The sequence below is a fragment of the Psychrobacter sp. CoH-33_TS_01 genome (assembly GCF_058189395.1).
This window is the reverse complement of record NZ_JBVGQI010000016.1, coordinates 2,494-22,733: the sequence shown is the minus strand read 5'-3', so window position 1 is coordinate 22,733 and position 20,240 is coordinate 2,494. Positions and strand designations below refer to the sequence as shown.

The 20,240-nt window shown below is 41.8% G+C and carries 18 protein-coding genes; 14 read left to right on the top strand and 4 right to left on the bottom strand.

What is annotated here, in order from left to right:
- Window positions 1-114 precede the first annotated feature (114 nt).
- From parA to ACZ2XM_RS15215, 4 genes are all read left to right on the top strand, one after another.
- Window positions 115-753, top strand: a complete 639-nt coding sequence (gene parA, locus ACZ2XM_RS15230; RefSeq protein ID WP_198333365.1) for a ParA family partition ATPase — start codon at window positions 115-117, stop codon at window positions 751-753.
- Window positions 754-756: 3 nt separating this feature from the next.
- Entirely contained in the window at window positions 757-966 is a 210-nt protein-coding gene (locus ACZ2XM_RS15225) for a plasmid partition protein ParG (RefSeq protein ID WP_045448060.1), read from the top strand.
- Window positions 967-1,322: 356 nt separating this feature from the next.
- Window positions 1,323-1,517 carry a hypothetical protein gene (locus ACZ2XM_RS15220; RefSeq protein WP_140412949.1) on the top strand — a complete coding sequence of 65 codons (195 nt, stop codon included), beginning with the start codon at window positions 1,323-1,325 and terminating at the stop codon, window positions 1,515-1,517.
- 245 nt (window positions 1,518-1,762) lie between these two features.
- On the top strand, window positions 1,763-2,689 hold the full coding sequence (locus tag ACZ2XM_RS15215) for a cation diffusion facilitator family transporter (RefSeq protein WP_087813585.1): 927 nt from the start codon (window positions 1,763-1,765) through the stop codon (window positions 2,687-2,689).
- A gap of 186 nt (window positions 2,690-2,875) precedes the next feature.
- On the opposite strand, the gene lnt is transcribed toward ACZ2XM_RS15215, so the two are convergent.
- Window positions 2,876-4,444, bottom strand: coding sequence for an apolipoprotein N-acyltransferase (lnt, locus tag ACZ2XM_RS15210; RefSeq protein WP_238035573.1), 1,569 nt, complete (start codon window positions 4,442-4,444; stop codon window positions 2,876-2,878).
- Window positions 4,445-4,683: 239 nt separating this feature from the next.
- Here lnt and ACZ2XM_RS15205 point away from each other — a divergent pair, with 239 nt between their 5' ends.
- Together ACZ2XM_RS15205 and ACZ2XM_RS15200 are read left to right on the top strand one after the other, a co-directional pair.
- Window positions 4,684-5,334, top strand: coding sequence for a DUF411 domain-containing protein (locus tag ACZ2XM_RS15205; RefSeq protein ID WP_011513677.1), 651 nt, complete (start codon window positions 4,684-4,686; stop codon window positions 5,332-5,334).
- An 805-nt stretch (window positions 5,335-6,139) separates the two neighbouring features.
- Window positions 6,140-6,862, top strand: coding sequence for a CHAP domain-containing protein (locus ACZ2XM_RS15200; protein WP_011513678.1), 723 nt, complete (start codon window positions 6,140-6,142; stop codon window positions 6,860-6,862).
- A 148-nt stretch (window positions 6,863-7,010) separates the two neighbouring features.
- Here the strand turns inward: ACZ2XM_RS15200 and cadR are convergent, their stop codons facing one another.
- Window positions 7,011-7,421: a Cd(II)/Pb(II)-responsive transcriptional regulator gene (gene cadR / locus ACZ2XM_RS15195; RefSeq protein ID WP_060492340.1), complete on the bottom strand. Its 411-nt coding sequence runs from the start codon at window positions 7,419-7,421 to the stop codon at window positions 7,011-7,013.
- A 142-nt stretch (window positions 7,422-7,563) separates the two neighbouring features.
- Here cadR and ACZ2XM_RS15190 point away from each other — a divergent pair, with 142 nt between their 5' ends.
- The 8 genes from ACZ2XM_RS15190 to ACZ2XM_RS15155 all read left to right on the top strand — a co-directional run bounded on the left by ACZ2XM_RS15190 (window position 7,564) and on the right by ACZ2XM_RS15155 (window position 17,062).
- Window positions 7,564-9,780, top strand: a complete 2,217-nt coding sequence (locus ACZ2XM_RS15190; protein WP_198333361.1) for a heavy metal translocating P-type ATPase — start codon at window positions 7,564-7,566, stop codon at window positions 9,778-9,780.
- 121 nt (window positions 9,781-9,901) lie between these two features.
- Entirely contained in the window at window positions 9,902-11,950 is a 2,049-nt protein-coding gene (locus tag ACZ2XM_RS15185) for a heme lyase CcmF/NrfE family subunit (RefSeq protein WP_058368779.1), read from the top strand.
- A 69-nt stretch (window positions 11,951-12,019) separates the two neighbouring features.
- Window positions 12,020-12,613 (top strand): DsbE family thiol:disulfide interchange protein, encoded by a 594-nt coding sequence (locus tag ACZ2XM_RS15180; protein ID WP_045448106.1) that lies wholly within the window; start codon window positions 12,020-12,022, stop codon window positions 12,611-12,613.
- An 83-nt stretch (window positions 12,614-12,696) separates the two neighbouring features.
- Window positions 12,697-13,179, top strand: a complete 483-nt coding sequence (locus tag ACZ2XM_RS15175; protein ID WP_020443538.1) for a cytochrome c-type biogenesis protein — start codon at window positions 12,697-12,699, stop codon at window positions 13,177-13,179.
- Window positions 13,176-14,456, top strand: coding sequence for a c-type cytochrome biogenesis protein CcmI (gene ccmI, locus ACZ2XM_RS15170; protein ID WP_045448072.1), 1,281 nt, complete (start codon window positions 13,176-13,178; stop codon window positions 14,454-14,456). Before ACZ2XM_RS15175 ends, ccmI begins: the two co-directional genes overlap by 4 nt.
- 141 nt (window positions 14,457-14,597) lie before the next feature.
- The gene (gene lspA, locus ACZ2XM_RS15165; RefSeq protein ID WP_490589824.1) at window positions 14,598-15,305 is read left to right on the top strand and encodes a signal peptidase II; all 708 of its coding nucleotides are present in this window, start codon (window positions 14,598-14,600) and stop codon (window positions 15,303-15,305) included.
- A gap of 245 nt (window positions 15,306-15,550) precedes the next feature.
- A complete protein-coding gene (locus ACZ2XM_RS15160) occupies window positions 15,551-15,913 on the top strand; it encodes a DUF3817 domain-containing protein (RefSeq protein ID WP_087813587.1) in 363 nt (120 codons plus the stop codon).
- A 558-nt stretch (window positions 15,914-16,471) separates the two neighbouring features.
- On the top strand, window positions 16,472-17,062 hold the full coding sequence (locus ACZ2XM_RS15155; protein WP_490589823.1) for a recombinase family protein: 591 nt from the start codon (window positions 16,472-16,474) through the stop codon (window positions 17,060-17,062).
- A 339-nt stretch (window positions 17,063-17,401) separates the two neighbouring features.
- Here ACZ2XM_RS15155 and ACZ2XM_RS15150 read toward each other — a convergent pair whose 3' ends face one another.
- Window positions 17,402-17,866 (bottom strand): outer membrane protein assembly factor BamE, encoded by a 465-nt coding sequence (locus tag ACZ2XM_RS15150; protein WP_238035575.1) that lies wholly within the window; start codon window positions 17,864-17,866, stop codon window positions 17,402-17,404.
- A gap of 92 nt (window positions 17,867-17,958) precedes the next feature.
- Window positions 17,959-20,240, bottom strand: a 2,282-nt coding sequence (locus ACZ2XM_RS15145) for a YadA family autotransporter adhesin (protein ID WP_490589822.1), incomplete at its 5' end; no start/stop codon positions are given.

Here is a 20,240-nt window from a genome sequence, read left to right as displayed (position 1 = left end):
TTATACTTATATACTTATATACTTATATACTTATATACTTATATACTTATATACTTATATACTTATATACTTATATACTTATATACTCAATACATACTACAGGGATCTGTATTTATGAAGGTAATCGCGGTATTAAATCAAAAGGGTGGTAGCGGTAAGACTACCATCGCAACGCATTTGGCTCGTGGCTTACAACTAAAAGGTCATAGTGTTTTGTTGGTGGATAGCGACCAGCAGGGCAGTGCGCGTGACTGGAGAGCGGTTGATGAAGACAATCCGGTACCAGTGATCGGGCTTGATAGACCAACACTTGATAAAGATTTAAAAAGCGTTTCTGATAAAGATTACGTGGTGATCGATGGATCGCCGCAAGCTACTAGTCTGGCTATTTCTGCTATAAAGGCGGCTGATTTTATATTGATTCCGGTGCAGCCGAGTCCTTATGATATCTGGGCAACCAGTGATTTGGTTGATTTAGTACAGCAACGTATTGAGATGATGGATGGCCAACTAAAGGCGGCCTTTGTCGTATCACGCGCCATTCAAAATACCAATATTGGTAAAGAGGTGGCAACCGCGCTGCTTGATTATAATCTTCCGGTATTAGAGACCAGAGTGATGCAGCGAGTTGCTTATCCTAATAGTGCTGCCCTTGGTAAGACAGTATTTGATACCGAATCGCCTAATAGCAATGCGATACAAGAGATAACCGCATTGGTCAGTGAGATTCAAATATTTTTTGGTGAGGAGTAGGTCATGAGTTTATCAGCAGGTCGCCCTAGTAAGAACGTTAAGGATCAGTTAGCTCTATCGGATGTGACGGACAGTCCCAAAAAGACGGTACGCGTGAATTTTAATCTAGATGAAGATAAACACATTGCGCTCAAACGGTACGCGCTTGAAAGCCGAAAAACGGTTACTGAGCTGTTGACTGAAATGATTGATGAAAAGTTGGTTGAACGATAGATATAAAAAATCGGATTTTTTATACCTAAAAAAAGGATATGTATAAAAAACTCAAAAAACTATATATATCATCGAACGCTGTGTACCTTTCTAGTATCATCAGATGCTTGTTTTCTTAAGCCAGACGTAGAAGCAAGCTGCAAAAAAAATGCCCATGGCAAAACAAGCACTGTTTCCTATATCAGTACCATATAATAGAACCAAAAACGGTTAGCAGTGCTAAGGTATATTGCCCTTAATCAAAGCGTACTCAATAACGATTTAAGTTACACAAAATATAAGGGGCTTCTAGCCCCATCATTATTCTGAACCGCCCCGAGATTGTCGGAGACTCAACTTTCTGAGAGAATACGACAATGAAAAGACAAACCTACACTCCTGAGATTAAAAAACGCGCCGTTCGCATGCTGATTGAAGCATTAAACGATTACACCTCTATGTGGTCAACCATTCAAGTTATAGTACTGAAAATAGAATCTACTTTTGGAACATTGTGGTCATGTCATAAAAAGCGCACTAATGAAACCATACTAACCAACATTCAAGACTAAGCTACACATACTAAAGAGCTTGAACGTGAAAATAAGAAGCTTACGTAAGCCAGTTAGATTACAGTAAAAGCCGCTTTTTTCGCCCAAGGAGAGATAGGACATACAATCCAGTTGTGGCTCAGTTTATTGATAACAATAAGTGTGTCTACGGTATTAGAGCAATATTGACTGTGCAATATAGAAGATATGCAATAAAATTATTTTCTACCTTTAATAAAATGCAGCAACCTAAACAAGGGTAAATTATGAGTAATTCAGATAACCACAGTCACCAAGCTCCAAACCCTAAAAATATGAATAAGGCTTTCTATATTGGAATTGGTCTAAATTCTGCATTTACGCTCATCGAGTTCATAGTGGGCTACTCAACTAATTCATTAGCTTTAATCGCAGACGCTAGCCACAACTTAAGTGATGTTGCCAGTTTAATAATCTCGTTAATTGGAATGAAATTAGCACAGAAAGCATCTACTACGCTTTATACCTATGGCTACAAAAAAGCTTCTATAATGGCTTCTCTTATTAACGCCATATTGTTAGTTACAATCGTTATAGGTATTGCGTATGAGGCCTTGGGTCGATTTGATACCATACCGGAAGTTGCAGGAAAAGTTATTATTATTACAGCTCTAATAGGTGTATTTATAAATACTGTTTCTGCTTTTGCATTCTACAAAGGTCAAAAAGACGATATTAATGTTAAAGGTGCTTTCTTGCATCTAATGGTAGATGCATTGGTCTCTGTAGGTGTCGTTATCTCGGGCATTATTATTTACTATACAAGTTGGAATATCGTTGATCCTCTAGTTAGCTTGATTATTTCAGTCGTGATACTGTTATCGACTTGGGGTCTACTAAAAGAGAGTATCAAGCTTGCTATTGACGGAGTACCTCAAAATGTTGATCTCAGTAAAATCACTGCTATCTTAGAGAGCTATAAATTTATTCAAAACTTTCATCATCTGCACATCTGGGCCTTGAGTACCACTGAGAATGCTCTGACAGTTCATATCGTACCGAAGAGCGATGTGACATTAGAAGAGACTCTTATTATGAAAGAAAATATTAAGGAAGATTTGGCGCATCAGAATATACAACATGCAACTATTGAATTTGGTATTAAGGCAGATGACAATCAAAAATCGCGTGCATTAAATGAAAGTATCAACTAAAAGATGATAGACCGTATATAGCTATCTCTTTTTAAGTATGAGGCGCGTGCTTTATGTCGACATAATTTTTTCAATCAGTTCTTATGTGATCAATAGTTTAAAACTTTTATATTTACGTGCGTTAGGACGTTACCTAGAAAAAATAAAAAACTTACGCTGATTAAATTATTATAATTAAGTTTACTATTACCCTCGTCCTCTAAGTGTGGTTAGACCTTTGCCAAAATAGCTTAGTAGTAATAACAGAGTTATTATTATCAAGATAGGATAATTTCCCATAAGCATAAAGGGAGTGTTACCAACCCGTGCCTGTATCTCACCACGTAGTACAGTACGCTCAAACTGCGGTGCGCGTTCTACAATACGACCTTTATGGTTAATGATAGCGGTAACACCAGTATTGGTCGCTCGAATAAACCAGCGCCCGTTCTCAAGCGCGCGCATTTGTACCATTTGCAAATGTTGCAATGGTCCTGCTGAAGTGCCAAACCAGGCATCGTTAGAGACCGTCAACAAAAAGTCAGTATCGATGGCATTTTTACGCGTGGTATCTGGATAAGCTACCTCATAACAGATAGCCGTCCCTATATTGTGTCCACGCACCTTTAGAGGTGACTGCTGATCACTACCACGACTATAGCTCTTAATATCCTGACTACCGGCCAAACTTGGGAAAATATCGAGCACGCCTTCAAATGGAATATACTCTCCAAAAGGCACCAGACGCTGCTTCTTGTATAGGCCTTCCGCTTCTACACCTCGAGCAATCACGCTATTGTAAAATGGGGGATACTTATCCGTACTGGCATTGAATGCCGCTTTATCCTTATAAGGGATACCAGTTATCCATGTCGTATTGGTCGCATTAGCCATTTCTATCATTTCACTAATAAAGCCCGCAGCCTCATCCTGAAACATAGGAATAGATGATTCAGGCCACACCACAACATCACGTCCCCACTCAGTGCGTGTTAACTTCGCATAAATCTTTAGCGTTTCTACTTGATACTTAGTCAGCCACTTTATATCTTGTGAAATATTACCTTGAATCAATGACACTGACAGATCAGGTGTGCCCTTAGGTTTTGTCCATTGCGGATTGACCAGCCATAATGATGTGCTAATGGCTAATAACAGTACAGAAACGATGGCATAACTACTGCGCCGAAGCAGTAGCTCTACTAAACTTGCAGCCAATAGTATGGCAACAAAAGAGACGGCAAAAACACCAGCAACGGGTGCTAAGGACGATAACCAATACTCTTCAGTAAATGCATAACCAACAAACAGCCACGGAAAGCCTGTGAATAACCAAGTTTTTAACCATTCTTGTAGCACCCAAAGAGCAGCAAATGAAAAGGGTTGTTTGCCTACCATACGGTTAAAGGCTAGTGCTAAAAATCCATGAAACAGTCCCATACCGAGACCCATCAATCCAATCATAATCAATGCGAGCCACGTTGGTGTATCGCTATAATCATGGATAGCAGTATAGAGCCAAAAGCCGCCGACGCACCATAGCCCCATACCGTAAGCTTCACCGATAATAAAAGCGCGACGACCACTCATATTTGGCACCAACAGCGCATATAAAATCGCTGGTGACACTATTGCTAGCGGCCAGAACCCATAAGGCGATAATGCAAATAAAAAAATAGCCCCTGCAAGCCATGCTGCTACTAGCGTAAGCCATAGCGGTAATTGATTTAAGTGAGTACTCAAACGCTTTTGTAGACTAATAGTAGACAGGTGCATCGCAAATTATCCAAAATTATGAGCCTTGAATTTTTAATCAAAATCCAAAACTCAGATAGACCCGTTAATACTACAGGCAGCATTTCAAAATAAAAACTGCTTATGATACCAGTCCGCACTGCTCAATGTATAAATTTACGTACCCCGTTTGATGGGTTATTATGCTACATTACCAAACGATATGAAGTGTTACTTGACCTTCTATAGCTCACAATATCTACAGTACATGAGAGAGCACTATGACCCCCTTAAAAATAAAATCCAGTCTTATATTCAATCGTCATCTGTCTAAGGGGTTGCGTGGTACGCTGGTGTTACTTGCCGCCTCATCACTATTTGCTTGTAGCCAACCGAGTAGTGGCGTATCTGATGCAAACACAACATCAGTAACAACCGAAAATGCAACAGCTATCACTTTAAAGGAAGATGAACCAAACGCTAAAAGTGCTCACATGATGACAAGGTCAGTAAGTAAACCAGACCTACTAAAAAACGTCTCAGCTACGGTCTATAAAGATGCCAATTGCGGCTGCTGTAAAGAATGGATAAGTCATGCAGAAGATAATGGTCTAAGTGCAACCGCGCAAGATGTTGCGGACTTAGCCGTATTTAAAGAGCGCTACAGCGTTCCAACTGAGATGCGTTCTTGCCATACTGTAGTCACTACTGATGATTACGTCTTTGAAGGTCATGTACCTGCTAAGTATATGGCGCAGTTCTTAGAAAATCCGCCAGTACAAGCTATGGGTCTTGCCGTACCTGGCATGCCTGTTGGTAGCCCAGGTATGGAGTATCAAAATAAATTCATGCCCTATCAGGTTATGCAGCTCAATAAAGACGGGACGACCCAAGTTTATGCTGATATTGAATCGGTAGAGCAGCAATTATAGTGTGTTAGCAGTTAAGAATACTTTGATTATAGTGTTAGCGTTAAAAGTAAATGAGGCAGGTATAAGACTGTTCTATTGCTTATAAAATGATTCTTCATCAAAAAAATCATTAGCTATTGCGACTTTAAAAGCAAAAATAACTTTGAATTTGTAACTTTTGATGACAATGTAAGCGGATTTATCGGTTATTAACCCTTAAAATAGATAAATAATTAAGGGTTAATACAAGAATATACAGGATGTATCGAAACAATTACGTAATATTACATAAGCCAGTAGGGAATTAACATCTATATCTATATTAATATTATAAATTATTATATTATCTTAATAATTAGTTAGACCCTATATAGGGTAATTACTTCATCCAATAAAAAAACGTCTGAGGGTTAAATCTATAATTTAGATTTAACCCTCAGACGTTTTTTTGCTTATAAAACAGTAGAAATTGTTGTCAATTTAGTCAGCTATATTCTGTATATGTTACACAAACTTACATTGTAAAATGTGGAATATTAGCAATTTTTTCAACATCAAAAAAGTATTTTTGGGGTTTTTAAGGGTGATGACAGGCTAAACAGCCTATGCTAAAGTCGGCTTTGTGTTTTGGCCAGCAGCTTGATTTGCAACAGCTTCGTAAGACTTCAATGATGTGCTGTGATCGCCAATAATCATTTTTTATATGAATAATATGCAGCAGAAGTATCAGTCACTATGACGTATATATACTTGAGTTGTTGAAATTTAATTGACTGCGCTGTTGTTGATAACAGACCATTTTGAATTAACCGTAGGTATTAGATTTATGAAACAGGCTTTATTGATTTTGTCAGTACTGGGTATGGGCATAGCACAAACGAGTGGTGCTGCTATCACAATCTCTCAAACAAATAATACCATCACCAATACTTCTGTGGCATCAAACTACGGTTCATCAAAAAACATCTATAGCACTAGCAGTGGTGCTTATGTTTCTAGTAATGACGAAATCAGTCAAGCTATTAGCAACCTAAGTGCGCAGGCTAAGCAAAAAGAGAGTCGGCTTTCATCATTAAACAGCCGCTTATACGCTGAAAAACAACAGCAGCAAGTCAATACAGTTCCTGATAGCAATTCAGCCCCCGCTATCGCTGCTGCTCGTGCTTCACGAGTGGCTCTATCTGGTAGCTCTGGATACTGTGCCCGTTACGTACGTAAAGCACTACAATCAGCAGGTTATGAGTTCACCCCCAATCCTTCAGCCTATCAGTACGCCACTCGTGGCACGCTTGATAAAGCAGGTTTTAGCAAAATCAGTAATGATATGCCAACCCAAGTAGGTGATGTTATTGTCTATGATCGCTCATCAAAGCGTCCACATGGCCATATCCAAATCTTTGATGGCGAAAACTGGATTTCTGATTTCCGTCAGAACAGCATCAGCCCATACAGTGGTGTCTATGCTTATACCACATGGCGTGATTCAAAATACGTGGATGACGCATCCGCATCAGATCGAAATATCTACCTTGCTATGAATGATAAATAAGACCTGATAAGTCAGCACAACATAGTTATTATTTCCTCCAACCCCAGTAGTGATCTTAATATCATTGCTGGGTTTTTTTGTGCTTAACATCAGGGTGTATTTAACCTTTCATGATTTGATCAGTTAGAAATGAACACTACTGATATCATTACTCATGACAGGAATTATCGACCAGCGCGTTTAAGATGCCACATGATACTGCTGGTGCACTACTTGCACATTTCTGACGCAAAACAGTCAAGTGCTGCTTTAAGTGCATCAATTCTTCCATTCGTATTTCTACAGCATAAATTTGCTTATCTAGTAATGAGTTCACATCACCACAGTCTTTATCAGGTTCCTCCCAGTATTCAAGTAAGATTCTTACTTCGTCTAAAGCCATGTCAAGCGTACGGCAGTGTAGGATAAATTGTAGACGTTCAATGTGCTCTTCATTATATAAACGATAATTCCCTGCGCTGCGAGAAGGCTCAGGTAATAAGTGCTCCTTTTCGTAATAGCGAATGGTTTCCACTGTGGCACCTGTGCGTTTAGCGAGCTCACCAATTTTGATTGTCATAACAACCTCTATGATTTAAATGATTAAAGTGGCTGTAAAGACTGGCGCTAGAGAAATTAAAATTACGAAACTGTAGATGAATAACCTTGACTCTAAAGCCACTAGAGGGTTCATAATATCATTATTCAAAGGGTAAATTATTATGAAATATCATATTGAAGGTATGGACTGTGCCAGTTGCATCGGCAAGATTGAAACAGCTTTGAAACGTATGCCTGGGGTTTCTGATGTTCAGCTGAATTTCGCTACAGAAACGCTAGAGCTAAATTTAGCCCCTGGTGCGCCGACTCAGGCTAGTGATATCGAAAAAACCATCAAAAGCCTAGGGTTCGGTATATCTGCCAATACTGGTCAACAAACTGTATCGGCTATTGATATTGACAGCGACAATCAGATGGCTCCGCAGGATAAGCGGTGGTGGCAAACTCAAAAAGGCAAACAGGTTGTTGGTCTCGGTATTTTGATGGGCAGCGCTTATGCACTGTCACTACTGTTCCCCGCTTATGGGATATGGGTGTTTGCCATCGCTGTGATTGTAGGCGTTTTTCCATTTGCACGCAAAGCCTTAGCACTGGCTAAAACAGGTTCATTCTTTTCAATTGAAACGCTGATGTCCGTCGCCGTGCTTGGCGCACTTATCATTGGTGAAGCTGAAGAGGCCGCAGCGGTTGTCTTTTTGTTCTCAATCGGTGAACTGTTTGAGAGTATCGCTGCTGATCGCGCTCGCGCTGGCATCAGAGCCTTATCATCGCTGGTTCCGAAAAGTGCGATTTTACTTGATGCTCAAGGTGGGCAGCGTAACGTTCCAGCGACTTCACTACAAGTGAATGACCTTGTGCTGGTGCGTCCTGGAGATAGGGTATCTGCTGATGGTTCCATTGTTCAAGGTGCGTCCAGCCTTGATGATTCGCCCGTGACGGGAGAGTCTGTTCCTGTTGCCAAGACGATGGGTGACAATGTATTTGCAGGGTCAATTAACATCGATGGTGTGCTCCAAGTGCGCGTAGAAAAGACAGCCGCCGATAACACTATTTCGCGCATTATTGATTTGGTAGAGCAAGCGCAAGCTTCCAAAGCACCCACTGCCCGTTTTATTGAGAAATTCAGTCGTTACTATACACCGGCTGTGATGGCTATTGCCGCCCTAATTATCATCGTCCCACCGTTAACCATGGGCGGAGATTGGTCAACTTGGTTATATCGAGGTCTAGCCTTATTATTGATCGCTTGTCCTTGTGCTCTTGTGCTCTCAACACCAGCTGCTATCGCCTCTGGTCTAGCGGTCGGTGCGCGCCGCGGCTTGCTGATCAAGGGCGGTAGTGCTTTAGAAACCATCGGCCAAGTGAAGACAGTCGCTTTTGACAAGACAGGCACTTTAACTGAAGGCAAACCACGCGTGACCGATGTTGTTGACATTACACAAGAGTATTCAAGTGTTCAAGGTCAGGATTCTCAGGATCAGGGTTCTCAAGGTAAAGATAAGGTATTGGCGCTCTTTGCCAGTGTGGAGACAGGTTCTAGTCACCCGCTTGCTGAAGCCATTGTCAGTCATGCCAAAGCCGCCAAAGTTGTCATACCTGTGGCTTCTAAAGCTTCTGCTACTGCGGGTAAAGCGGTACACGCAACTATCGCTGGGCGCGCGCTAGCTATCGGTTCGCCTGTTTATGCCGCAGATGAGGCATCAATTTCAGCCGAGCAACAGGCACAAATCGAGGCGCTGCAAAATGAGGGCAAGACCGTCTCAGTTCTTTTCGATGAGCAAAGTCGAGAAGTGCTTGGATTGGTCGCACTAAGAGACGAGTTACGAGACGACGCTCATGAAGGTGTGGCTCAACTTAAAGCGATGGGTGTGCGCTCCGTCATGCTAACAGGCGACAACCGCTTAACCGCTCAAGCACTTGCCAGTAATTTAGACGTGGAATGGGAAGCTGAGCTGTTGCCTGAGGACAAACTGCGCTTGCTTAACGAGATGAAGAATAACAGCAAAATAGCGATGGTGGGTGATGGTATTAACGATGCGCCAGCACTAGCAACCGCTGATGTTGGCATCGCGATGGGTGGTGGTACCGATGTGGCCATTGAGACGGCCGATATCGCATTATTGAAAAGTCGGGTTACAGACATGGCTCATCTGATTGCACTTTCGCGTGCCACCATGCGCAACATTCATCAGAACGTCATTTTCGCTTTAGGTCTCAAAGGCGTCTTTCTGATCACGACCGTATTCGGCATTACTGGACTATGGATTGCGGTTCTAGCTGATGCTGGAGCAACAGTGCTCGTTACTCTCAATGCGTTACGTTTACTGCGCTTTAAAGGAGCGCCTCCAATGGTAACTGCGCCTAAAGTAGTTAAATAAAACCCTTCGAAATCAATTAAAAACTAGAGATAGCAGCAGATTTCGGGGGTGGGTTCTAATAATAAAAATTCCACCGCTACAGTAAACTGCAACCGCATTAGAGTAAATAAGGTTAGACCGTATGTTGATTACAGAATTGGGCTATTTTGCCTTGCTTACCGCTTTTGTATTGGCGTTATTGCAGGTAATTCTGCCAACTATTGGTGTTATTCGTAACCAAGTTGCTTGGCAACGACTAGCCCCTAGCTTAGCTTGGGCACAGTTTGCCGCCATGATAACGTCATTTGGCGCTTTGATAGCAGGTTTTTATTATAATGATTTTAGCCTCAGTTACGTCGCGCAGCATTCCAATACGCTGTTGCCTTGGTACTATAAGTTATCGGCGACATGGGGCGGACACGAGGGCTCTTTGCTGCTATGGATGACCATCATGGCCACATGGTGTGCACTGGTATCATACTTTAGTCGCGGCTTGCCGTTATCAATGCGTGCGCGGGTACTAGTTATTTTGGCCGGTGTACAGTTAATGATGCTAACAATGCTGATATTTACCTCGTCACCGTTTGAGCGTACCTTACCCAATCTAGCGGTCGATGGCGCTGATTTAAATCCCGTCCTACAAGATTTCGGTCTGATTATTCATCCGCCCATGTTATATATGGGCTATGTGGGTATGGTAGTGCCTTTTGCATTTTGTATGGCGGCATTGTGGGAAGGGCGTTTAGATGCTGCTTGGACACGCTGGTCACGTCCATGGGCGCTCGCGGCTTGGGGATTTTTGACCATTGGTATTGCACTGGGCTCGTGGTGGGCCTACTACGAGCTTGGCTGGGGCGGTTGGTGGTTTTGGGATCCGGTAGAGAACGCCTCGTTTATGCCTTGGCTTGTCGGCTTAGCATTGCTGCATTCATTAGCAGTCACTGAAAAGCGCGGGGTGTTTAAAGCATGGACCATCATGCTGGCTATTTTCGCCTTTGCCTTAAGCTTGCTTGGCACGTTCCTGGTACGCTCTGGAGTCCTTACCTCAGTGCATTCGTTTGCCGCTGATCCGACGCGTGGTTTGGTTATCTTAGCTATTCTTGGCATTATCATCGGTAGTGGTCTATTGATGTTTGCCGTTCGCGGTTGGCGTTTAACCGTTGAAAGTCAATATCAGCTGATTTCACGTGAGTCCTTTTTAGTGATCAACAACGCCATCATTTTGATTGCAACCTTAGTGGTGTTGCTCGGCACCCTCTATCCTATTATCGCTGATGCCTTTGGTTTAGGACAAGTGTCCGTCGGCCCTCCTTATTTTAATGCATTATTTGTACCTTTAACGTGGCTGTTATTAATAGCTATGGGTATGGGCTCAAATATTCGCTGGAAAAAAGACACCCGTCCACTACTGGGTATAGGCATGGTCATCGCCGTTAGTAGCTTAGTATTAGCCGCCATTATTACTTACTTTGTTAATCCATCGTCTATGCTTAATATTGGTGTGACTTTAGCCGTTAGCTTTTGGGTACTGCTATGGATGGCAGTTGATTTTAAAGATAAAACTAAGAATGCGCCTAATCTTTTTAACGGTTTGCGGCAGTTGCGTCTGAGCTATTGGGGTCAACAGACTGCTCATATTGGCGTATTGGTTGCTGTCATTGGCATAGCCTTTACTAGTAGCTTGAGTATTGAGCGTGACGTAGCAATGGGTATTGGCGATACAGTCAATGTTCAAGGTTACGATTTTGAAGTAACTGAATTTTTTGAAATAAAGGGGAGTAACTTTGATGCAACGCAAGCTGAGGTTGTAGTGACTAAGAATGGCCAAGAAGTGGCAACGCTATATCCTGAAAAACGTACGTATATTATCAGCACTATGCCAACAACTGAGGCCGCTATTGACCCCAATCTTATGCGCGATGTTTATGTCGCACTGGGCGAACCTATTGCCGATGGTAGTAACCAATGGGCATTAAGGATTTATGTAAAACCATTAATTCGCTGGATTTGGTTAGGGGCAATTATCATGGCTCTAGGTGGATTAATTAGCATGCTTGATAAACGATACCGCATCAAAAAAGTTAAAGCTCCATTGCTAGTTACTGGTGATCTGGCTACTGATGGAGTCAATGAGGTAGCTATTGAACAGGCAATCTCAGCATCGACGATGTCGACACTAAAGGAGAAATAAATGACTATGTCGAATAATACTCCTGAGCAAAAAGATAGCCAAAACAGTAAGCAGCGTAACCCAAAGACAATGAAAAAAAAGCAGACGAAGCTATGGTTCTTAATTCCGCTTATCCTCTTTTTTGGTTTGGTAGTTATATTGTACATGCGCTTAGGTAAACCAACAGACATTGTGACCAATACCGCTCTTGAGCGTCCGGTTCCTACCTTTGAGCTGCCGTTATTAGCAGATACTACCCGTACTATCACCAATGATAATTTGCCGGATAAGCCGTTTTTACTTAATGTTTGGGGCTCATGGTGCCCAACTTGCGTTATTGAGCATCCGTTTTTAATGCAACTAGAAGAGCGCGGCGTTGATATCGTTGGTGTGAATTATAAGGATGAGATTGGTAATGCGCTCAGTTACTTAAACCGAGGCGGTGATCCATTTTCTATGTCTATTCAGGATTCATTGGGTCAGTTTGCTCTAGACTTAGGCATAACTGGTGCGCCCGAAACCTTTGTTGTGGATGGAGATGGCATCATTCGTCAGCATATTGTTGGTGAGGTTAATGAAGCCAATTGGCAACAGCGTGTTAAGCCGTGCCTGACCGTACTTAATGAGGCTAATAAGAACAACGATAGTCCTGATCTCATTCAGGTTGAGGAGATGTGCAAATGAACGTTATTCGAATAAGAGCTCCTCAACTAAAACCCAATATAGTTTTAAAACTAGCAAGCTTAATACTAGCGTGTCTGCTTAACATGACGGCAAACGCAGCTATTGACGTATACGATTTTGACTCACCACAGCAAGAAGCTCAGTATCGTGGATTAATAGAAGAGTTTCGCTGCCCAAAATGCCAAAATCAAAACCTTGCAGCCTCTGATGCACCGATTGCACAGGATCTAAAGCAAAAAGTCTATGATTTAATTAAAGATAGACGTAGTGATGCTGAAATACGCGTCTATATGCAAGAGCGCTACGGTGACTTTATTAGCTACAAGCCGCCTATGCGACCATCAACATGGATCCTATGGTTTTTTCCACCACTATTATTGCTCGTCTTAATTATTGGTTGGTTTTGGCAAAGTAAGCGTCGCCAAGTTGTTGCCCGTGGTCAAAGCGGCGTCACAGTGAACAGTACTGCTGCCTTGACCTCTACGGAAAAGGCTGAGCTTGATCGTCTATTATCGCAAGCTGAGAGTGTCGACCACGACATTACTAGCCTAGAGGACAAAAAATGACTCTATTTTCTACTTTTGGCTTATTTGTAACTCTAAGCTTGCTGATTGCTCTTATATTTGCGCTGATTGCTATTATGCCATGGCTACGAGCACCGCGTTTGCAGTCCAAACCAATAGACAATCAACTGCTAGATATTAATGTTGCAGTATTTCGCGAACGTTTAGCTGAGCTACAAACAGATAAAGACAGCGGTACTATTAATAATAGCCATTATCAAAATCAAAAGCTGGAGCTTGAGCGTCAGCTATTAGATGCGCAGCGTCAGATAACACCTATGGTCACCCCTGATGTCAAAAGCCGTTTAATTGTCGCAGCTTGGATCCCAATATTGGCTGCAATGGCGTATTTACTAATAGGCAATCGTACGCCCGTGTTTGATTTGTGGACAGCTGAGGACAAAGTAGGACAAGTGGCTGACGACCTATTGACAGCTAAAATTGACAAGCCGCCATCATGGGCGTTTGAAGATGGTCGTCAACTGATTAGCGCCATGCAAACCAATGTTCATCGTAATGCTGATGATCCTAATCGCTGGATGCGCCTATCCGAGCTTTTCTTATCTATGGAGGCAACTGATTCTGCGCTGGAAGCCTTATCTCGTGCCTATCGTTTAGCTCCTGAAAATGAAGAAATCGCCACCACTTATGCTCAGACTAGCTTTTTCGTTAATGAAGGTCAGTTAGACGCCAATATTCGCCGTGTATTACAAGCTATATTAGCTAAGAATCCGCAGCATGAACGGGCTCAAATGCTCATGGCAATGGGTGAGACTCGTAGTAGTAACTTTGCCCAAGCGCAAGGTTGGATTAAACGCTTACAAGGCAGCATTGTGGCCAAACCAGGTGATCATACTAAAGCTTTAGCAAGCTTAGATGAGTTAAGCAACTACGTTAGCACGCAAGAAAAGCAAGCGCTAGAAGGTATTGACGTGACAGTGAAAATTAACGCTAATTTATTACCGTTAGTGAAAGCTGATGATGTGTTGTTTGTTGCGATACGTGACGTTAAAGGAGGTCCACCGTTTGCCGCCAAACGTTTACCCATTAGTGTTATTGAGCAAGGTGAGGCCAGTATCCGCTTAAGCAATCTTGATGCGATGATGCCAGATCGCACGTTAAATTCAGCTCGTAGTGACAAAACTCAGTTAGCAGTCGTTGCTCGTATTAGTCATAGCGGTAATGCCATAGCAGAGTCAGGCGACTTATCGGGTAATCCGATAGTGATTAGTGCTGAACAGACTCAGGTTAATATTGAAATCAATCAACAGATTCCCTAATAAAAAATTATTACCGTAAGTTTCATAATACCAGAGCGGTAAGTGGAGCCGTTTTTAAAAGTGGCGCTATTAATAGTCGTATACTAAAAACATATACGTTTAACATTGTTCATTGTATAAACACAGATAAAGAAAACAACTATGACTGAATCTACCGACAGATTAGATAGTACTAAATTGAATAACGTTGAATCGGCTAGTACTAATATTGCTGACAATAAAGTACCTATAGCTGTGAGTAGTACTCATCAATCAATTGACTCTAAAACCATGAATCATACGCCTAAAGCTATGTACGTAACCTCAGGCAACTCGATAACACCTAAAGGTAAGTTGAATAAAATGCCAAAAATGGTTGCCAATGGCAGTCGCGCTTTTATCTGGTATTTGTTGGCGATAATGGTATTAATACTTGATCAATGGACTAAGTGGTTGGCCCAAACCAAATTAGCGTTCAATGACCCCGTACCGGTCATTGAACCATTTCTCAACTGGACACTCGCTTATAACTATGGGGCAGCATTTAGCTTTTTAGCCGACGCTGGCGGTTGGCAGAAATGGTTTTTCTCAGGCTTAGCTTTTGTAATGGCTATCTTTTTAACGGTTTATTTAATCAAAGCGCCACGTGCAGCCAAGCTATTGTCCATGGGGTTAGCCTTAATGCTCGGTGGTGCGATTGGCAACTTAATCGATCGTTTAAGAATTGGTAAAGTGGTTGACTTTATCCATGTGCATTATGCTGATGTCTGGAATTATCCTATTTTCAATGTTGCAGATATAGGTGTCTGTGTCGGTGTCGCATTGATTATAATTGACATGATATTTTTAGAAAGTAAGCGTAATAAATAAGCACATTGATGCCGATTATCACAAACAAAATGAACTAGCGTCGTAGTCACTCTATACGGAAAAATACTTTTTATACTTGAGTATGTTTATAAAATGTGAACTGGAAGGTAATGTATGACTGGTATAGGTACTCACTCATTTTAGGTCTTAAAACCCAATACTTAAAAGCTCTGCGTAGAGCCATTATTATAGAGACATTGAATAATCCATAAATTCTTTATTGATAATAACAAAAGGAAAATATAGTGTCACAGGCTCAGCCAACTATTGAAAAAATTCACAGCCTTAGAAAAAAACAAGAGACCGCGTTAAAAAGTCTTACCCTTATAGGCTACCTAGAAGGCACCTCTTTCTTATTATTGCTCTTCATCGCCATGCCACTAAAATATATGCTGGATATTCCAGAAGGTGTGAAATACATCGGTATGGCACACGGTATTTTGTTTATTACCTATATCATAATACTTATAGGCTCAGCTATCAAAATGAAAATGCCTCTTTGGGCAATACCTGCGGGCGTACTCGGCTCACTCTTACCTTTTGGCCCATTTATATTCGATCATTTACTAAAAAATAACTTACAGAAAAGTGTAAGTAAAGAAGCCTAGAACAAGCTCTGCTACAAATGATACAAATGATACAAATGATACAAACGTATATTATTACTCAAGATTATTTTTCCTAACTAAATTACAAGCCGCCATCACTCATCATGGCGACAAATGAATAATATTGAGCAGAAATTAATCACAATAAAACTTTGATTCAGACCCAGTATGAATAGTCTTACACTCTAGTTACTTTTCCAACTTATCTTACATACTATCGACAAACCCGTCTTGTTTAAAAGCTAAACAGGTTTTGTCATCCGCGATGGATTTCCTGTTATCGTAGGGTATACCCCAAGGAAACCAGTTATTTTACCTTTCAAACCTATTAACAGACTACTTAAAGCAGACTGTTAGCATGGAACCATCTATAACAGACTTTTGAATTATAAGACTGGCTGCTGTGCTTTTTTCCTATCATTAGCCTATACCTAAAAAATAAAAACTCTAAACGATACTCTATCTATCATTAGACTTGTTATTAATATTAAATGATAGTAATATCTTATTATTATCAATGAACATTGGTTATTAAGTCTAAATAATATAGGTGGCGTTATGACCGTTCGTATTTATGTGAGAGCCAGCACTAAGGATCAAGACGCTAAGAGAGCCTTGTCTGACTTGATTAGCTTTAGCCAAAGCTATAACGATAACCTTGTTGAGTACGTTGAGCATTTCAGTGGTACGAAGCTTGATAGACCAGCACTCACTCTGTTACTCAATGATGCTGAGGAAGGCGATATTCTGCTGGTCGAAAGTGTGGATAGATTAAGCAGGCTATCTCAAGATGATTTTGCGATTCTAAAGCAGCGCATCAAAGACAAGGGCTTACGATTGGTGGTAGCTGATCTACCAACTACGCATACGGTAAGTAAGGGCATGACAGGTGAGATCCTAACAGTGATTAACCATATGCTGATCGACTTGTTAGCAACGATGGCAAAGCTTGATAACGATAAGCGTAGAGAGCGTATTAAGCAGGGGTTAGCGAATAGTGGCTATAAGCCCACAGGTAAGAAGCCTAATACAACGAAACACAATCGTATTAGAGAATTGGCCAGTCAAAATAATATGACGAAAGAGGAGATTGCTAAGGCGGTTGGTGTTGGGGTGGCTACGGTTTATCGAGTGTTAAAGCAGGGCTAATAGCTGAATAGTTGAGGTATTTTAAATAACAGTTTGTCTTTTTTATAGACACGATATTATTAGATACATAAGAACCAACTTGGAAGTTTTTAATCATGCAGCCTAACTCAAGTAAATCTACCTCCGATAAAGTCGGGGCGGTTCAGTAGTGAGGTATTAAAGATTGATTATAATCACTTAATACCATCAACAATTACTATACTCCTTACTTGGGTTAGCATAACCTTTCACTAGCTGTCCAATTTTGTTATGCCACTAAACCATTTTAAAGAAAAATATCAAGCATGAAAAAAGCAAAACATAAAATGTTTTGCTTCCTGAACTGTCAGTTACATCTATTTAGCGCTTAAACTGTGCGTATTTACCACAAGATGCCGGCTGCCAATAAAACTCAGTGGCGAAGAATTCATCGTCGCGTATTCTGCCCTCATAGCTGTCATCAAAGATGATTTTATATTGGCACGTTTCTACTGTGTTATTAGCGTCATAGAATTTTAGAATATAATCCCATTCACGAGCATTAAAACCTTCGCTAAAATGAGGCGTGCCGATTAACTTATACAGCTCGTCTTTCGTGGTTCCCACTCTAATCTTGGCGATATCTTGGTGATTAACGATAGTGCCGCCTTTTTGCCAGGCTTTATTAGTATCAGGGAATACTAAGTCATCAGGGTTCACAGAGCCTTTTTGCGCGCCAGGTGTCAAATGCCAAGTTGGCGTTATATTTTTTTGCGCACAGCCAGATACTGTGAAGAGCAATGCGATCGTTGCCAATAAGCCATAATGGCATAGATATTTTTTCATTATTCATTCCTTAATATATGTTATGAGTAATTTGACAACGCCTGCCCATTTGCGGACAGGCGCTGTCATCAAATAATGTAACGATACGAGATTTAGAAATGGAAGCCTGCACCAATTGCGCCGCCAGCATTACCTTGCGTATCTGCTGTACCATTTGCTTTAATTACCCAACGACCATTATCAGAAACTCTTGAGATACCCACGGCAACGGCACTTTGACCGTTATAAGTAGCGACACCGCCGCCTATCATTGATTTACCAGGGATATAAGCTTGTGGCAGTGAAGACATCGCCATGGCTGCTGAAATACCAGCATTAGCACCATCTTCAACTTCACCAATCTTGTAGCCCAGCTCATTGACGCTGTTGCTAACTCTCTGGTCAAGAGCATTTAATTGACCAAGATTGACTGCATCATTAACCTCGATACCATCCGCCACGCCAGTAATGGTTTTATTACCAGCATAAATACCGTCTACCGTCATGCTTGGACCGTCTTTGATGCTTACGCCATTATTATTAACCGTGGTATTGCCAGTCGTCACACTATCTACGCTGATATTGCCACTTAAATCAAACTTAATGCCGCTACCAGTCGTGGTTGTCGTGATATTGTCACTACCTTCAAACTTAAGTGCAGTACCATCGCCTATTGGCTTATTAATATCAGCACCATTATCAGCACCGAAGCTTAGACCAGCGTCAAGTCTGTCAGTATTGGCTTGAATGTTATCGTTCGATGCATTCTCACCGTCTTTGAGAGAAGCAATGGCATCGTCGATGGTGTTTTTACCAGTGCCACCAATGTCTGTGGTAGTAATAACCCCACCTTCATTTTTGGCATTGCCACCGATAACGCTTACGATAGAATCGGCAGTGTTGTTTAGCTGGTCACCAGTTACGACATCATTAGATCCAGCCGCTACGGTACCGTTAGCCACACCCGTTAACAGACGGTCGCCATCTTTACCAGTAAAGTCAACACTAGTGCCACCGGTTGCAGCTCCTACCGTAATACTATCAGTAGGAGTTTGCTGCTGAACGAGACCTGCTTTACCAGCAGCCAGATCAGCGATATTGTCAGTGTTTGAGGTAATACGGTCATCAAGGTTGGTTAGCGCATCGCCTACATTGTTTACATTCACACTCCCATTATCTAAGCTATAAGAAGGTGCGCTTACTTTACCCGTATCTGGGTCATATTTTGCGCCGCCGCCTAGATTGTTTGCTGTGCTATTGCCTAAAGCATCCGTTTTACCGTTAGCTTCTGCCGTAACTTTATCTAACTGCCCTTTGTTCACAGCATCTGTTGCTTTAACGGCATCGCCTACATTGGTAATGACCGTGCCACCAGCATTAAGACCACCGACACTGATGCTTGGGCCTGTCTGCATACCTGTACCATCAATGAAGCTGACACCGCCTTGGTTAAAGATGGTAGTGTTACCTGCTGCGTCAGTGGCAATAAAGCCATTAGCGCCATAGTCAGCACTGTTACCAGTTGCATTATCAACGACATTAGTGCCTTTACCAGTGATGGTGGTCACGTTGTCGCCGTTAGTGATGGTATTGCCCTTAGCCGTACTGATATTGGTGTTGCCATCTTTATCAGCCAGCTCAGAACCCGTTGCAGTGTAGTCAGCGCTGTTGCCTTCATCATCGACAACATTGGTGCCAGCAGTAGTAATAGTAGTGCTATTACCTTTGCCGTCATCTACTTTAACGCCTTCATTATTGGTCACTGTGTTACCAGTCTTCACGCTGCCATCTGCACCAAGATCGATGTCTTTAGCAAGTTGCACGAGTAGACCATCTTTACCATTGGCAACCACACCAATGTTGCCAGTCGTTAAGGGAGCTTTTGCGCCGCCAGTGATATTTAAGGTCTCACCAAGTTTGCGCTTAACATTCGTACCACTATCACCTGCAAAGCTTAAGCCTGCATTCGTTAGGGCATTTTGCGCTGAGTCTAATTGACCTTTATTCACCGCATCAGAGGCTTTTACCCCATTGGCTACATTGCCAAGACTAGTGCCGCCACTGATGACAATGTTATTGCCATTAGCATCTTTGCCAATGACGGCAGGCGTACCTGCTAAAATGACTTTGTTGTAATTGATAGCGTTCGTAATAGGATCGCGCTCATATTGCACAGCGCCGTCGGCTAGGTTGTCTAATTGACCTTTGTTTACGACATCTTTTGCATCAGTACCTGCTTCTACACCACTGATCTTGTTTGTGGTTTTATCAATCACAACATTACCCACAGTCACTTTGTCTGTGGTAACGCCTGCATTATTAATCACCGTATTGCCGGTAGTGACACTATTTAATTGCAAGTCTTTGCTTAAAGCAAACGCAACATTGTTGCCTG

Excerpts from the sequence above, each read along its gene's own strand:
- ACZ2XM_RS15175 (WP_020443538.1), top strand. The coding sequence starts at position 12,697 with ATGACGGCAAACGCAGCTATTGACGTATACGATTTTGACTCACCACAG.
- cadR (WP_060492340.1), bottom strand. The coding sequence starts at position 7,421 with ATGACAATCAAAATTGGTGAGCTCGCTAAACGCACAGGTGCCACAGTG.
- ACZ2XM_RS15205 (WP_011513677.1), top strand. The coding sequence starts at position 4,684 with ATGACCCCCTTAAAAATAAAATCCAGTCTTATATTCAATCGTCATCTG.
- ACZ2XM_RS15190 (WP_198333361.1), top strand. The coding sequence starts at position 7,564 with ATGAAATATCATATTGAAGGTATGGACTGTGCCAGTTGCATCGGCAAG.
- ACZ2XM_RS15150 (WP_238035575.1), bottom strand. The coding sequence starts at position 17,866 with ATGAAAAAATATCTATGCCATTATGGCTTATTGGCAACGATCGCATTG.
- ACZ2XM_RS15200 (WP_011513678.1), top strand. The coding sequence starts at position 6,140 with ATGAAACAGGCTTTATTGATTTTGTCAGTACTGGGTATGGGCATAGCA.
- ccmI (WP_045448072.1), top strand. The coding sequence starts at position 13,176 with ATGACTCTATTTTCTACTTTTGGCTTATTTGTAACTCTAAGCTTGCTG.
- lnt (WP_238035573.1), bottom strand. The coding sequence starts at position 4,444 with ATGCACCTGTCTACTATTAGTCTACAAAAGCGTTTGAGTACTCACTTA.
- ACZ2XM_RS15220 (WP_140412949.1), top strand. The coding sequence starts at position 1,323 with ATGAAAAGACAAACCTACACTCCTGAGATTAAAAAACGCGCCGTTCGC.
- ACZ2XM_RS15155 (WP_490589823.1), top strand. The coding sequence starts at position 16,472 with ATGACCGTTCGTATTTATGTGAGAGCCAGCACTAAGGATCAAGACGCT.
- ACZ2XM_RS15215 (WP_087813585.1), top strand. The coding sequence starts at position 1,763 with ATGAGTAATTCAGATAACCACAGTCACCAAGCTCCAAACCCTAAAAAT.
- lspA (WP_490589824.1), top strand. The coding sequence starts at position 14,598 with ATGACTGAATCTACCGACAGATTAGATAGTACTAAATTGAATAACGTT.
- ACZ2XM_RS15185 (WP_058368779.1), top strand. The coding sequence starts at position 9,902 with ATGTTGATTACAGAATTGGGCTATTTTGCCTTGCTTACCGCTTTTGTA.
- ACZ2XM_RS15180 (WP_045448106.1), top strand. The coding sequence starts at position 12,020 with ATGAAAAAAAAGCAGACGAAGCTATGGTTCTTAATTCCGCTTATCCTC.
- ACZ2XM_RS15225 (WP_045448060.1), top strand. The coding sequence starts at position 757 with ATGAGTTTATCAGCAGGTCGCCCTAGTAAGAACGTTAAGGATCAGTTA.
- parA (WP_198333365.1), top strand. The coding sequence starts at position 115 with ATGAAGGTAATCGCGGTATTAAATCAAAAGGGTGGTAGCGGTAAGACT.